We start from the raw sequence: 14326 nt of genomic DNA on the forward strand, positions 1-14326 counted from the left end.
GCTCTCCGGTTTTTCTTTATTACGCTAACGTAATTTCTACTTTTTCAATATCATTGACTGTCTTATCCAGCCTGCGGCCCTCTATATCTATCTCTTCAAAGGGAGCATTCAGTTTTTTTCCTTTACTCAGTAAAGCAAACAGCTCATCGTATGTTCCATTCACCTGTGCTGTTTCGTATATTTTTCCATCATTAAAATGAAAACGAATCATGAAGGTATGCTCCTTTCTCTTTTTTGTTGACGCAGGGAGGCCTGCTGCTCTTTTATCTTCTGCACGATCACTTCATTTGTACTCCGGCTGTCTACACCAATCGATGATACCCTTCCCTGGTGATCCCACTGCGTATATACGAAAAAATCAGGTGCGGCTCCAAGTGTGCGTTTCGCCTTTTTTGTCAGTTCTTCATCTAAAATATAGTAGTACGCGGCCAGTGTCTGCTCTGAATACATTTTCATGATATGCTGCCTCCCGCTTGTCTTATTGTAAAGAAAAGGAAGAAGAGATGGCCTCTGCTTCCTTTTTTTATTATGCGTTTTTCTTTTTACGGATGAATAGTGCAGCTGCGCCACCCACAAGGGCCGTTACACTTGCCCATAGTGCTGTCATCCAGCCATCATTGCTTGTTCCGCCCATGCCTGTCTGCGGCATTTCTTCCGGCATCATGTTCTCATCGCCGCCGAACTGGTCCGGGTTCTGAGCAGAGATGGCACCGCCAAGTGCTTCCCCTACGCCGAACATGAACTGGTAGCCTTCACGGAAATCAGCCGTAGACGCTTCATAGTCTTCTGCATTGTAATTGTCAAACGTGCTCAGTACCTGCGCTTCATGTGTACGAAGTGCTTCCTGTGCAGCTTCTGTTGGAAGATTTCCCTCTGTTGCTGCGCCAAGGAAAGCCCCAAAGTCCTGAGTGAACATATCAATGTGATCAAGCGCCATTGTGCGGGCTTCTTCGTCGCCTTCCAGTTCAGCTGCTACGAGCTGTCCCTGCGCGTCAATGTGATCGGGCTGCCATAGTTCTGCAAACTGGCCGCCTGCTTCTTCACCGTAAATAGAGGATATAGCTGCGGTGAAATCTGCGGTATTCTGGTCTTCTGCCCATGTTACAAAGTCATAATCATCTGCCTGGTTTACTCCTTTTTCCATACCGTAGGTGGCAAGAGCAAAGTGTTCAGCCGTTAATTTATTTAAATCGGAACGAAGGTCTGCGGCTGGCGTATCGACAGAAGTGTTGTTAAACTCTTCCGGCATCTGCGTTACAATCGCGCCTGACAACGCTTTGCTGATATCAAACATTCTGGAGAATCCTTCTCTGTAGCTTGTGTAGGCTGCTTCATAGTCGCCTTCTACGTAGCTGTCAAATGTGCTTAGAACGTCCATTTCATGGGCACGAATAGCTTCTTCAGCTGCTTCCTGCGGAAGGTTATCTTCTGTTGCACCTGCCAGGAATGTAGAGAACTCTACAACAAATTCTTCTACTTCTTCCTCTGCATCGGCACGAGCTTCTTCATCTCCCGATTTAGCTGCCTCTACAATGTCATCGGTATAGTCATTATGCTCCGTGAAAATGCGGTCAAATTCTGCCGCTCCTTCTTCTCCATAAACGGATTCAATTGCCGGCAGCATATCTTTTGAATTTTGGTATAAAGCGTCTTCTGTCTCCTGTGCATCCGGCGCTTCGTCATATGTCTTCTGCATGGTTTCAACAGCAAGTACGAAATGCTCCGACAGCAAGTAATCCAGGTCGGATCTTAAATCAGATGCCGGGGAGGTTTCCATTGCCGGCTCCATTTCCGTTTCTTCATGGTCAGCCGCCATTGCTGCGGTAGGTAGTAAAAAAGTTACGCTCATTGCGCCTGCTAGAGTTCTTTTCAATTTCATCTTCAATCATCTCCTGGTTAATTTTTTTTATGCTGTTTTCTTATCAGGGTTAACGCAGGCAGATTTCATTTGGATCACTTTCTTTGTAAATCTTTTTTTCCGGGGCACTTCATTCCATGCCGGAAGTATCGTTTTGTATCCTGTTTGAAAGAAAGGTTTTATTTAAGAGAAAAACACCACTGTTTATGCTAAACTGGGAGAAACTTCTTTAAGAGGGGGCGTTATCATGCACGAAGCTATTACAGACAAACAATCCTTTCAGGAAACAATTTCGGCCAGCGAACCGGTAGTGATTCATTTTTCTACAGACTGGTGTCCGGACTGCAGACGTTTTGAAGCATTCTTCCCTGTAGTGGAAGAAAAATTTTCAAACCTGCCTATTTATGAGGTCGATCGCGATAAGCTTTCTGACATTGGCGAGGAATATGAGGTGCGGGGCATTCCAAGTCTTCTCGTATTCAAGGATGGCAAAAAAACGGCCCACCTGCACAGTGCAGATTTAAAATCACCTGAAGACGCAGAGGAATTTCTTTCGAAATACTTTGATTAACGTTAAAAAGCTCCGGATAAAAGGCTTCTGCCTTTTATCCGGAGCTTTTTTGCTGTTGTTTTATGGTTTTAGAATAACTTTGATATTGCCATCTTCTTTTTTATCAAAAATCCGGTAGGCTTCCACTGCTTCCGAGAGAGGCATTGGATGTGTAATGATGTCGGTTGGGTCAATCAGCTTATTTTCCACCATTTTATAGAGACTTGGCATCATATGGATAACAGGTGCCTGTCCCATCGTCAGTGCGACGTTGCGGGTAAAAAAGTCACCGATTGGAAAGTTATTTGCTTCTGTACCATACACACCGGTTAATTGTACAACACCGAATTTCTTTACAGCCTGCGATGCTGTAATGATTGGACTGATGGTACCAAATTGATTGTCCCCTTCTGAGCCGAACGTTTCATTAGGCTGAACGGTGCCATCCATGCCGACACAGTCGATCACGACATCAGCGCCGCCTTTTGTATCTTCATGAAGAAGCTGTCCGATATTATCCATTTCGCTGAAATTATACGTTTCAACATGGTTTGTACGCTTAGCATGCTCCAGACGGTGCGGTACCTGGTCGACAGCGATGACTCTTGCGGCACCTTTTAACCAGGCAAATTTCTGTGTCATCAAGCCGATTGGACCGCAGCCGAGAACGATGACCGTATCACCGTATTTTACGCCGCTGTTTTCCACACTCCAAAAGGCAGTAGGAATGACGTCAGACAAAAACAATACACTTTCATCACTCAATTCGCTGTTTTCCGGCACTTTGAATGAGGTGAAATCCGCATAGGGCACCCTTAGATACTCTGCCTGGCCGCCGGGGAAACTGCCGAAATCTTCGGAGAAGCCGAACAGCCCGCCCATTTCCTGGTGAGGATTCGAATTATCACACTGGCTTTCCATATCATGTGTACAATAATGACATTCACCGCACCCTATATTAAAAGGGATAACGACCCGATCTCCTTTTTTCAGGGTTTTCACGTCCGGTCCGACCTCTTCTACAATACCCATCGGCTCGTGGCCGATAATATAGTCTTTGGGTGCTGGAATACCGCCTTTATATAGATGGAGGTCTGATCCACAGATGCCGGATGCCGTAATTTTTACAATCATATCATCATTTTTTTGAATTTTTGGAGCTTCTACTTCTTTTACTTCCATATGCTCTTTTCCTTGTATCGTTACAGCTTTCATCGAATCTCTCCTTTTGGTTTTTTATACAACCGCATACTAGACGGCTGGTGCTTTTTTTCTGCTGAAAGATAGTATGTATAAATAGTCCCTTTCCTCTCCCTCTGCAGAAGAAAAGGCTCTATTTTTTAATGCATGGCCAATGCATCATCATTTGATTACGCGTTTCCTTCTTCTTTAGCAAGTCTTACCAGCACACGGGCAAGAGGACGCTTCTCTTCATCATCCGCTACGTTCCACATTTCATGAAGAAGCTTTTCTTCAGGGTTTTTAGGATCATCTTTTTTGTTAAGGTGTTCTGCGACACGTTCTGCGCCTTTAGCCAGCTGCTCTTCGTTCAGGCCGACTTTTTCTCCTTTGTGGATCTGCTTTTTCAAGTAATCCTGAAATCCCTGATAGCTTTCCAGAATATCCTGCTTTTTTTCTTCTGATGTTTTCTCAAGCTGATCGTCTGCGTGCTGTTTTGGATCTGTCATAATAAAATTCCTCCTCTAAAATGATAAATATATAGTATTCAGTGTCTATGAGCTCTTGTACGCTTTGTTTCGGCTGTTCTTTTTTTATCACCTCCTGTATGTACACTGCTTTGTGAAAAACGGAGGGTAAAAAAAGCCGGAAAGAAGGTAAGTCGTCTTCTTTCCGGCTTTACACGCGGCTCTATTGTCCGGTGATTTATATGCCTCATATTTTTTTATGTTGGTATTCTATAATGACATGCAATAAGGATGAGTGTTGTGTACTTGTCCTCTGTTATCCTGTTTTCCCCCTATTTCGACTTTGAAACATTATTAAAAAGAAAACAGCTTTCTTTTCACTTTATTGTTTAGGAGTATTCATTAAAGGAAAGGGTTTATTATTTACTTACAAGCGAAAAGGAGGAACTTACCCGTGGATACAAAAATGTCGATTTCTTCATCCATAAAAGACAGAACAGTAGAGTATGCTGGAAGAAATCTGCTGTCTGGATTTCTTTTTGGGCTTGGTCTGGTAGCTTTTATAGATGAGATGGTTTTTCACCAGCTTCTTCACTGGCACCATTTTTATGACCTTTCCACTTCGGACGCTGGATTGGTTTCTGATGGTATCTTTCACGCTTTCAGCTGGCTGGCTACAGTTGGATCTCTTTTCATGGTCGCTGACCTGCGCAGACGCGGGGCCTGGTGGATAAAACGCTGGATCGGCGGTCTTCTTGCAGGCGGCGGTCTTTTTAACCTTTACGATGGACTCGTACAGCACAAAGTGATGGGACTTCACCAAATCCGTTACGGCGTGGACCTGCTGGTTTATGATCTCACGTGGAACATTGGAGCTGTCGTTCTTCTTATAGCAGGACTTATTATTATTTTCCAGACGAATAAAACGATCAGGCAGAAAGGAACGTCCTGATGCATAATCATCATGCTGCACTGGAATGGTGGCCGCAGCTGCTGTTGGCCGCACCTTTTTTATTTCTTTTTATTTTATATGGGATCCTTTATTTTCTTTCCTTTCATAAAAGAAAGCCATGGCCTATTCATCGGCTTTTATTATGGAATACCGGACTTGCGCTTTGCCTGATTTCTGTTATCGGTCCGCTTGCCCGGCAGGCTCATTTTGATTTCACTGCCCATATGACCGGGCATCTTTTCCTTGGAATGGCCGGACCGCTGCTGCTCGTTCTCGGGGCGCCTATTACACTGCTGCTTCGTACTCTTTCTGTATCCCGGGCAAGAAAAGTATCGGCTTTTTTAAGAAAACCATTATTACGTGTGCTGACCTATCCTATTCTGCCTGCTCTCTTAAATGTAGGAGGACTCTGGCTTCTCTACACAACCAGTCTCTACCAGTTGATGCATGAGTATATGCTGCTTCATATACTTATTCATCTGCATGTATTTTTTGCAGGATATTTGTTTACAGCTTCTATTATTTATATAGACCCTATTCCCCACCGGGTCAGCTATCTCACCCGGGCTCTGGTGCTGACGGGGGCTCTTGCCGGCCACGGCATTCTATCCAAATACCTTTATGCTCATCCCCCGGCCGGCGTTCCGGCTGAACAGGCACAATCCGGGAGCATGCTGATGTACTACGGGGGCGATGCTGTAGATTTAGTCATTATCATTATCCTCTGCCGGCACTGGTATCATGCAGCGAGACCACGTACTCTGCATTCAGGGCAGATATCAACAGGCGGGTGACCAATATTTAGTATTTCCAGCCGATATTTCGGCTGTTTTTTTATGCATAAATTTCTCTTTTCTTAATAAACCCGTGCAGCCTCCTTATTTTCACACGCTTATACGTTGGCACGGCTCTTGCAATAATTATAGGCAGATCTACTATTCTTTAAGGAGGGTTTCACTTATGAAAGCAGCAGTAGTAAACGAGTTTCACCAAAAGCTTGAGATCAAAGATGTTCCAATGCCGGAGCTGGACTATGGGGATATTCTGGTAAAAATACACTCCTGCGGTGTGTGTCACACAGACCTTCATGCCGCTCACGGTGACTGGCCCGTTAAACCTAAGCTCCCTCTTATTCCAGGTCATGAAGGGGTAGGAACGATTGAAAAAGTGGCGGAGGGCGTCAAATCATTGAAAGTAGGCGATCGCGTCGGCATCCCCTGGCTCTATTCAGCCTGCGGAGAATGCGAATTCTGCCTTTCCGGCAGGGAAACGCTCTGCCACAATCAGTTAAACGCAGGCTATTCCATTGATGGAGCGTACGCGGAATACTGCAAAGCACCTTCTGCCTATGTATCAAAAATACCTGATAATTTGGGTTTTGATGAAGTAGCTCCTCTTTTCTGCGCCGGCGTAACGACGTACAAGGCCCTTAAAGTATCTGAAGCTAAACCAGGGGATTGGGTGGCTATCTTCGGCATCGGGGGACTTGGCCACGTAGCCGTACAATACGCCAAAGCCATGAGTCTTAAAGTAGTCGCTGTTGATATACGCGATGATAAATTAGAACTTGCCAAACAGCTTGGCGCTGATGAAGTAATCAATGGGATGAACGAAGATCCGGGGGAAGCTATTATGGAGCGTTTCAACGGAGTTCAGGCTGCTATCAGCGTCGCCGTAAATCCAAAAGCATTTGAACAAGCCTACCGCTCTGTTAAAAGAGGCGGAACCCTTGTTGTTGTAGGACTGCCTGTCGGAGAGCTTCCTATCCCTATCTTTGAAACCGTATTAAATGCCGTAAACGTTCGCGGTTCTATTGTAGGAACGAGAAAAGATCTTCAGGAATGCCTGACGCTTGCTTCCGAAGGAAAAATCCGGCCGATTATTGAAACCAGATCCCTCGACGACATCAATGAAGTATTTGACTCTATGGAGCACGGAGATATTAATGGACGAATTGTTTTGAAAATACACGAATAATTTCTTCGTTATGCATAAAAACCTTCAGGATATCCTGAAGGTTTTTATTCATTAAGCCAGTAGCGCAGCTTTCTTGTATTGACCCCAAGTCGTTCTGCCGCTTTCTGCCTGTTTCCTCTAGTAATCATTAAGGCGTGGTCTATTACCTGCTGCACAGCTATCTTTTCGGCACTCCTCAGATCATCTACCATCTTATCAAGCGAAAAATAGTCCTCTTCTTCCAGCTGATTTTTCTGCCCAGTTACCCACTTATTGGAAATTGGCCCGCTTTCCTCTGCTCCATCAGCCAGGATTTTACCATTTCCATGAAACAGTATGTGTTCCGCCCCAATTAGATCTTCTGCATGAGCGCAGGCTCTTGCAAGCACATTAGCAAGCTCCCGGATATTGCCCGGCCAGAGATAGTTTTGCAGCTTTTCCAATGCCTCATTGCTTATCCGTTTCATATCATTCTCTTCTTTTTGAAGCATAGCTTCTACCAATTGAGGGATATCCTCTTTTCTTTCTCTTAAAGGAGGGACCGTCAGACGGACAACTTCCAATCGATAAAGCAGATCTTCACGGAATTTTCCCGTTTCAACGGATTCATGCAGAGATCGATTAGTAGCAGCTATAATTCTGGCACTGCTTTGAACAGAACGTTCTCCCCCGACCCGGAAAAATTCTTTTGATTCCAGCACCCGCAGTAGTTTGACCTGCGTCGCCAAAGAGGCTTCACCTATTTCATCAAGCAGCAGGGTACCGCCTTTGGCCATTTCAAAAAAGCCCTTCCGGATTTTCTGTGCCCCTGTAAAGGCTCCCGCTTCATGGCCGAACAGCTCACTTTCAATAACATTTTCCGGCAGCGCTCCAAAGTTCACTCCAAGAAACGGCCTCTCTTTTTCTCCTGCTGCTTCATGAATAAAGCGGGCAACGACTTCTTTTCCGCTTCCGGTTTCTCCATCAATTAAAATAGTCAGCGGTTTGGGGGCAAATCGGGAAGCCAGGCGGAGAAGCTCCTGCATTGCTTTACTTTCCCCGATAACCATGCCGCTTTTCTTTGCCGCCTGCTCGACTGCATTTGTATATTCAACGTTATCTTTCCGGTTTACTTTTTCTTCAAGAAGCGCTATATTTTCAAATGGCTTTTCGATATAATCCTCCGCGCCCAGCTTAATGGCTTCCACTGCCGACTCAATAGTGCTGTATCCCGTCATTACAATACACCGGCATCCCGGCTGTTGAAGCCTTATTTCTTTGAGCAGCCGGAGGCCGTTTGTATCGGGAAGCTTTATATCTATAAAAGCAATATCGAATTTTTCCCAGGAAAGCATAAGCTGATGAAACTCTTTTCCGTTCCGGGCTATATGAATGGTGTGGTGCTGGGTGCCAAGCAGGTATATAAAGAAATCTCCTATGTCTTTGTCATCATCCACTACTAAGATATTCACTCCGGGACCTCCTTCTTTGGCGCTGCTGGAAGCCGGAGCTCGAACGTACTTCCAATCCCGCTTTTGCCCACAATAACCAGACTGCCTCCATTTCGCTCTGCGAGATCCCTGCTCACGGAAAGCCCGAGCCCGGTTCCGCTTTGTTTTTCTTTCGTTGTAAAAAACGGATCAAAAATCAAATCTTTTTTATCTGCCGGAACACCACATCCATTATCTTCAACAACTAGTTTGATGCAGTCCGGAGTATGATGTGTCGACAGTGTAATATATCTGGGCTCCTCTTTTTCTGATAAGGCATCTTTAGCATTAAGAAGCACATTGATAATAATCTGGCCGATTTGATGAGGGCTGGCTTCCACTAACGGAAGATCCTCAGCAAAAGACCGTTCAATTTGAATATTTTCCCGTTCAATCTGAAAACCGATTAAACTCAATACATCTTCTACAGATTCATTCAGGCAGCATTCCGTGCTTTCTTCCTTTTCCGGACGGGAAAAAGAAAGTAAATTCCGGATAATATCCTGACACCTTTTCCCGCCTCTTTCAATTGCCTCTGCCAATTCACGAGGCCTGCCATCCGCCGATAACTGGCGTTTCAAAATCTGGGTGTTTCCAATTACGGCGGTGAGGGGACTGTTCAACTCATGTGCCACCCCGGCTGCCATTTCACCAATCGCCGCCAGCTGCCCGGAATGCTGAAGCTGCGCCTGCGTTCTGATTTTTTCTGTAATATCTTTAATATAGATAAGCAGGCCTTTCATTTCACCAGCTTCCCCGCGTACCGGATACGTCTGAATATCGCACATACTGCCATTTTTCAGGCTCATTTGATAATTTTTCATCGACTGCGTATGATAACTTTCTTCTATTGGACAGAATGAATGATCTTCTGGAAAAAGCACATCATGACAGCGAAGACCAACTATATTAGCAGGCGGCTGCCCGAAAAAATGGTGGGAGGCCTGGTTGCAGCGGATAATACGATGATCGGTATCGGCAAGCAAAAGCAGATCTGCCACTGCCTGAAACGTTTCTTCCCATTCTTTTTTGCCTGCGGACACTTCCCCGTACAGCCTGGAATTTTCCACCATTACAGCAATATGATCCGAAAGCTGGCGGAAAAACGTGATATCCGAATACTCATAGGGCATGCGCTCTGCTGTAGCAAAAGTCAACACGCCGATAACGGCTGTTTTCATCCGCAGCGGGATCACACAGGCGTGATGCAAATTATTGGCGGCAAGGGTCTGCTCTTCTACGAAGCGGTAGGAGGCTCCTGGTTCCCATTCATGAATAACAATAAGGCTCTGATTGATTGCTTTCCAGTAAATCGACTGTCCGCGCGGCAGATGCATCCCTACTTCTTTATCCTCGCTGGAGACCGGATAGATACTTTGAAGAGTCATGACCTCATCTTCAATTAGTGAGATACTGACCCGATCAATCGGATAAAGCTCATAGATGGTTTCTAAAATATGCTGCAGGGATCTTTCCATCGTCCCTGTCAGCTGAAATCCTTTTGCGACCTCATTTAGTATTTCCAGCTTTTGATTTTTCTTTTCCAGCTCGCCGATCGTTTTTTTCAAATCGGTATAGTAGCTTTTTTTAGATGCTTTAACCCCTGTCAGCTTTTCGATTAAAATCTCCTTTTCTGTAAACATAGCGCTCCCCCTTCATTCATAGGCTTTTAAAAACAAGGCTTCTACATCCTGCAGCGTTACGTCCCGCGGATTGGTTACCATGCACGCATCTTCAAGGGCAGTTTCAGCCATTTTGTGAAAATCAGGGTTGTTCAGTCCGACTTCTTTTAACGTTTTGGGAGCACCGATGTCACCCGCAAGTGAACGCAGGGCCCGAATGCCAAACCTCCCTTTTTCCATCTCATTTTCTGTAGAGCCGGCAGCTCCCAGGATATCCCCTATCTCTGCAAAGCGCGAAGGAGAGGCGATCAGGTTAAATTCCATCACATGGGGAAGCAGAATGCTATTAATTTCTCCATGAGGGAGCTCATAGCGTCCCCCTATCGCATGGGACATGGCGTGAACCGCTCCGAGTATCGCATTGGAGAAGGCAAGGCCAGCCTGCATACTGGCCATAGCCATGGAGCGCTTGGCTTCCAGATTGGTGTGGGATGCAGTAGAAGGCCGTAAATTAGCTGCGGCCAGCTTGAGAGCGTTCAGTGCATGTACATCCGTGAGCGGTGTGGCTGCTACGCTGACATATGCTTCAATCGCATGGGAAATCGCATCCAGTCCGGTAGCTGCTGTCAGCAGATGATCCTTCGTCATCAATACAAAAGGATCCACAATCGCAATATCCGGAACAAGGGATTTGGAGACGATCGTCATTTTCTTTTTGCGTTTAGGATCAATAATAATCGAAAACTGGGAGACTTCAGATCCCGATCCGGCAGTGGTCGGTACCATTATCGTCGGCGGCAGAGGGCTGTGAATACGATCCACTCCTTCATAGTCTTCGATGGCCCCTCCGTTGCTTACGATAATGGCCACTGCTTTTGCTACATCGAGCGCGCTTCCGCCTCCAACTCCGAGCACGGCATCGCATTTTTCTTCTCTGTATAAAGCAGCCCCATTTATTACCTGGTCCGTACCTGGATTTGTAGTCACTTTTTCATACAAGGTATGAGCAAGTCCCGTTTCTTTTAAGTTGTTAACAGCCTGTTCCGTCCACCCGGCAGCCTTTACGCCCGGATCACTGACTACGAGAATGCGCTGAGCCCCCAGCCGGAGAAAACTTTCTCCAATTTGATGAATCGCATGATCTCCAAATATGATTTCCGGTGCCATGAATTTTGTAATCATTGGTTCACCTCATCCGCTTTTATGAATGCGCTTTTATATGTAGTATACCACCGGTTCTGGTTTTCTATTCTGTTCGATTAAAATCACCCATACAAAAAAGCCTCCTATAAAAGGAGGCTCTTTCTATGAGGAAGAAGAAACCGGCTCCGGCTCATATCTCTTTGCTTTCCATGTGAAATAGAAAATCGAGGCAGTATGAAAAATGACAAATATTCCTGTTAGGATAAGCAGCTCTGTTGTAATGGACCCGCCAAGAAATATAGCTTCACGATATGCAGAAACTGTATAAGTCATTGGAAGAAACGGATTAATCTGCTGGAAGAAATGGTTCAGCAGTTCTACCGGCATAGTTCCTCCTGCGGCTACGAGCTGCAGAATCATTAGAATCAACACAATAAATCGACCGGGATTTCCAAAAACGACGGCAAAAAACTGCACAATTGCCATAAAAGCAAGTGCCGATACTACCGCAGTTAAAAAGACCAGACCCGTGCTTTGAACATCAACTCCCATCCATAAGACAACACCTGCCATTACTACTGCCTGTAAAATGGATACCGGCAGCAGGATGGAAAATTTACTTAACCACCATGCAATACCTGAGCTCGGTAATGTTTCGGGCTGTTTCACCGGGTACAATAAGCAGAAAATGACACTTCCGAGAAACAAAGCCACCGCCATCATATACGGCGCCATCGCATGGCCATAGTTTGGCACAGATGATAACTCATGCTCTCCTAAAAGAAGCGGACTGGAAAACATATCGCTGTTTTCATTTCCGGTGCCGACTGCCCTTATATCACCGGCTCCGTCTGCAAGCTCTCCGGACAGATCCCCTGCTCCATTAACCAACGAGCCGGCTCCTTCCTGCAGCTCATCTGTGCCGGATGCAAGATCAACGGATCCGTCCTGTAAATCAACAAGTCCTGTATTTAACGATTGAAGGGCTTGTTGGAGCTGCGGCAGGCCTTCTGTTAATGATCCCGCACCTTTATTTAGATCGCTGCCGCTGGAAGCAAGTGCACGGCCTCCTTCTGTAAGCTCTCCTCCGCTTCCTGCAAGCTCCGCTGATCCTTCCGCGAGACCTTCTCCGTTATCTTCAAACGCCTGTGCACCTTCTGATAAACCGGCGGATTGGCCGGCAAGCTGTCGGGATCCTTCCGCAAGCTCTGCTGACGCTTCTGTTATTTGATCTGCACCGGTTAAAAGAGCATTTGACTGACTTGTCAGGCTGCCAGCTCCCTCCGCAAGCGTCTGCGCCCCCTCGTCCAGCTTCTCTACTCCCTGCGTGTAATCTTCCAGACTTCCCTGAAGCACAGAGGCACCATCCGACAATTCATCCAGCCCTTCACTTAATTCTTCTGTACTGGAAGCTAATGCAGTGACCTTGTCAAAAGAGGCGTCCCCGGAAATATCCGGCAGAATCGTTGTAATCTGCGAAACCAAAGAACTGTTTTCTGTCATAGAAAGTATTTGATTTTGACTTCTTTCTAAAGCCTCTGCGGCTTCCAGCCCTGATGCTGCTGCTTCGGCGGCACCAGATGTTTCAGGAGCAGACAATGCGTCCAATGCTGCCGCCATTTGCTGCACCGCTTCGGTTACTTCATCTTTATTTAGAGACGACTGGCTTGTTTCTGTATTCTCCGCTTCCTGAAGCAGTATCTGTTCCTGTTCTTCAGTCAAATCAGCCGATGTATTGTTTATCAGGCTTGCCACCTGTTCCGGAGCGGAAGAGGATGAATCGGACGCTTCCAGACGATCCACAGCATCGGAAAGCACCAGAAGCGCTTCTTCCGCTTCTGCTTTTCCTTCTATATCTGTGCTGCTGTTTTTTTGATCTGCTATTGAACGCAGCGTTTCCGTCAGCTGGTCTGCTTCTTTGGAGGAGGACCCGGCTTCCTGTCTAATATCTTTCATAACATCATCTACAGCTGCTTCTACAGAAGAAGAATCTATATTTGATAAAGCTTCTGCTTCTGAGGCAGCAGCCTGCACCTCTTCATTTAAGGCACGCATTCCGGGTGCTGCTTCCTGCAGTCCGTCCGCCAGCGCCCGGCTTCCGCTAGTCAGCTCGTCATTATAAGCTGCTAGTTCCTGCGTTCCTTCCCGCTGCTGAATCAGCCCGGCTTCCAGCTCTTCCGTACCACTTGTGTACTGCTCCAGACCATTTCCCAGCTCCTGTGTACCAGAAGAAAAAGATTGAATTCCTCTGTCCAGCTCATTTACTCCGGCAGTGTACTGCTGCACCCCACTGTTTAAATTTCCGGCTGCTCCTGTGTACTTTTGTACTCCGGTATCCAGGCTGCCGGCACCTTGCACATATTGTTGAATACCCTCATTCAAATCGCCGGCGCTGCTCGTATACGCATGCACACCTTCATTTAATTCTTCAGCACCGTCTGCTGCACTACTCATGTTTCGTTCAATATTGCCGCTTCCGTCCGCCGCTTCTTCTAGTCCATCACGAAATGTCAAAGTGCTGTCAGACAAAACAGCTAAATTACTTTCCAGCTCTTCATTTCCTTTTTTTAATTCCCCTGCACCATCGGAACCATCCTGAAGACCTTCTTCAATATCACCGAGCTGGGTCAGCATAGCCTGTGCATATTCCCCTGTTACGCTGTCTGCGATTTCTTCATACAGCCCTTCGGCAGCCTGTTCACTTATCTGCCCGGCTGTATAATTCATACCGGGGTTCGTATAGTAATCAAGTTCCATCTTTTCAGGATGCTCATCAAAAACGGTGGCCGCATGTTCCGAGAAGTTCCCGGGAATGACGACGGCCATGTAATAATCACCGTCTTTCACTCCCTGCCTGGCTTGTTTTTCGCTCGTAAATGTCCAGTTCAGTTCATCGTTTTTTTTTAAGTTGGCGATCGTTTCGTCCCCAATGTTCAAGGTTTCCCCTTCATAATCGGCCGGCTTGTCTTCGTTGGCGACAGCGACTGGCAGCTGGTCTGCATTTCCATATGGGTCCCATGCCCCCCTCAAGAAGATGCCGGCATAAATAAGAGGTATAAGAATAACAGCAAACACTACTATCCTCATTTTTCGGTTATGCATTAAATGTTTCCATTCCGCTTTTATCATG

Annotated in this window: 13 protein-coding genes; 4 read left to right on the forward strand and 9 right to left on the reverse strand. The window is 46.1% G+C overall.

What is annotated here, in order from left to right; all coding sequences use genetic code 11:
- Nucleotides 1-19: 19 nt before the first annotated feature.
- From ATL39_RS09380 to ATL39_RS09390, 3 genes are all read right to left on the reverse strand, one after another.
- Nucleotides 20-211, reverse strand: coding sequence for a hypothetical protein (locus ATL39_RS09380; protein WP_120193080.1), 192 nt, complete (start codon nucleotides 209-211; stop codon nucleotides 20-22).
- Nucleotides 208-456, reverse strand: a complete 249-nt coding sequence (locus ATL39_RS09385) for a hypothetical protein (protein WP_120193081.1) — start codon at nucleotides 454-456, stop codon at nucleotides 208-210. Before ATL39_RS09385 ends, ATL39_RS09380 begins: the two co-directional genes overlap by 4 nt.
- A gap of 70 nt (nucleotides 457-526) precedes the next feature.
- Nucleotides 527-1879 (reverse strand): copper amine oxidase, encoded by a 1353-nt coding sequence (locus ATL39_RS09390; protein WP_120193082.1) that lies wholly within the window; start codon nucleotides 1877-1879, stop codon nucleotides 527-529.
- A gap of 226 nt (nucleotides 1880-2105) precedes the next feature.
- On the opposite strand from ATL39_RS09390, the gene ATL39_RS09395 reads away from it, so the two are divergent.
- Nucleotides 2106-2429, forward strand: a complete 324-nt coding sequence (locus ATL39_RS09395; protein ID WP_120193083.1) for a thioredoxin family protein — start codon at nucleotides 2106-2108, stop codon at nucleotides 2427-2429.
- A 60-nt stretch (nucleotides 2430-2489) separates the two neighbouring features.
- Here ATL39_RS09395 and ATL39_RS09400 read toward each other — a convergent pair whose 3' ends face one another.
- On the reverse strand, nucleotides 2490-3623 hold the full coding sequence (locus ATL39_RS09400; protein WP_120193084.1) for an alcohol dehydrogenase catalytic domain-containing protein: 1134 nt from the start codon (nucleotides 3621-3623) through the stop codon (nucleotides 2490-2492).
- Nucleotides 3624-3778: 155 nt separating this feature from the next.
- Nucleotides 3779-4096 (reverse strand): DUF3243 family protein, encoded by a 318-nt coding sequence (locus tag ATL39_RS09405; protein ID WP_120193085.1) that lies wholly within the window; start codon nucleotides 4094-4096, stop codon nucleotides 3779-3781.
- 424 nt (nucleotides 4097-4520) lie between these two features.
- Here ATL39_RS09405 and ATL39_RS09410 point away from each other — a divergent pair, with 424 nt between their 5' ends.
- The 3 genes from ATL39_RS09410 (at nucleotide 4521) to adhP (ending at nucleotide 6983) form a co-directional block, all read left to right on the forward strand.
- Nucleotides 4521-5006: a DUF2243 domain-containing protein gene (locus ATL39_RS09410; RefSeq protein WP_120193167.1), complete on the forward strand. Its 486-nt coding sequence runs from the start codon at nucleotides 4521-4523 to the stop codon at nucleotides 5004-5006.
- Nucleotides 5006-5800: a cytochrome c oxidase assembly protein gene (locus ATL39_RS09415; RefSeq protein WP_120193086.1), complete on the forward strand. Its 795-nt coding sequence runs from the start codon at nucleotides 5006-5008 to the stop codon at nucleotides 5798-5800. The genes ATL39_RS09410 and ATL39_RS09415 overlap by 1 nt, the downstream gene beginning before the upstream one ends.
- 166 nt (nucleotides 5801-5966) lie before the next feature.
- On the forward strand, nucleotides 5967-6983 hold the full coding sequence (gene adhP / locus ATL39_RS09420) for an alcohol dehydrogenase AdhP (protein ID WP_120193087.1): 1017 nt from the start codon (nucleotides 5967-5969) through the stop codon (nucleotides 6981-6983).
- A 44-nt stretch (nucleotides 6984-7027) separates the two neighbouring features.
- Here the strand turns inward: adhP and ATL39_RS09425 are convergent, their stop codons facing one another.
- The 4 genes from ATL39_RS09425 to ATL39_RS09440 all read right to left on the reverse strand — a co-directional run bounded on the left by ATL39_RS09425 (nucleotide 7028) and on the right by ATL39_RS09440 (nucleotide 14325).
- Complete coding sequence (locus ATL39_RS09425) at nucleotides 7028-8413, reverse strand: sigma-54-dependent transcriptional regulator (RefSeq protein WP_120193088.1); 1386 nt, start codon at nucleotides 8411-8413, stop codon at nucleotides 7028-7030.
- The gene (locus ATL39_RS09430) at nucleotides 8410-10074 is read right to left on the reverse strand and encodes an ATP-binding protein (protein WP_120193089.1); all 1665 of its coding nucleotides are present in this window, start codon (nucleotides 10072-10074) and stop codon (nucleotides 8410-8412) included. Before ATL39_RS09430 ends, ATL39_RS09425 begins: the two co-directional genes overlap by 4 nt.
- A gap of 12 nt (nucleotides 10075-10086) precedes the next feature.
- Nucleotides 10087-11235: an iron-containing alcohol dehydrogenase gene (locus tag ATL39_RS09435; protein ID WP_120193090.1), complete on the reverse strand. Its 1149-nt coding sequence runs from the start codon at nucleotides 11233-11235 to the stop codon at nucleotides 10087-10089.
- 123 nt (nucleotides 11236-11358) lie between these two features.
- Nucleotides 11359-14325 carry a YhgE/Pip domain-containing protein gene (locus ATL39_RS09440; protein WP_245960967.1) on the reverse strand — a complete coding sequence of 989 codons (2967 nt, stop codon included), beginning with the start codon at nucleotides 14323-14325 and terminating at the stop codon, nucleotides 11359-11361.
- Nucleotide 14326 lies beyond the last annotated feature (1 nt).

The organism is Sinobaca qinghaiensis, from assembly GCF_003610495.1.
GTDB lineage: Bacteria > Bacillota > Bacilli > Bacillales > Marinococcaceae > Sinobaca > Sinobaca qinghaiensis.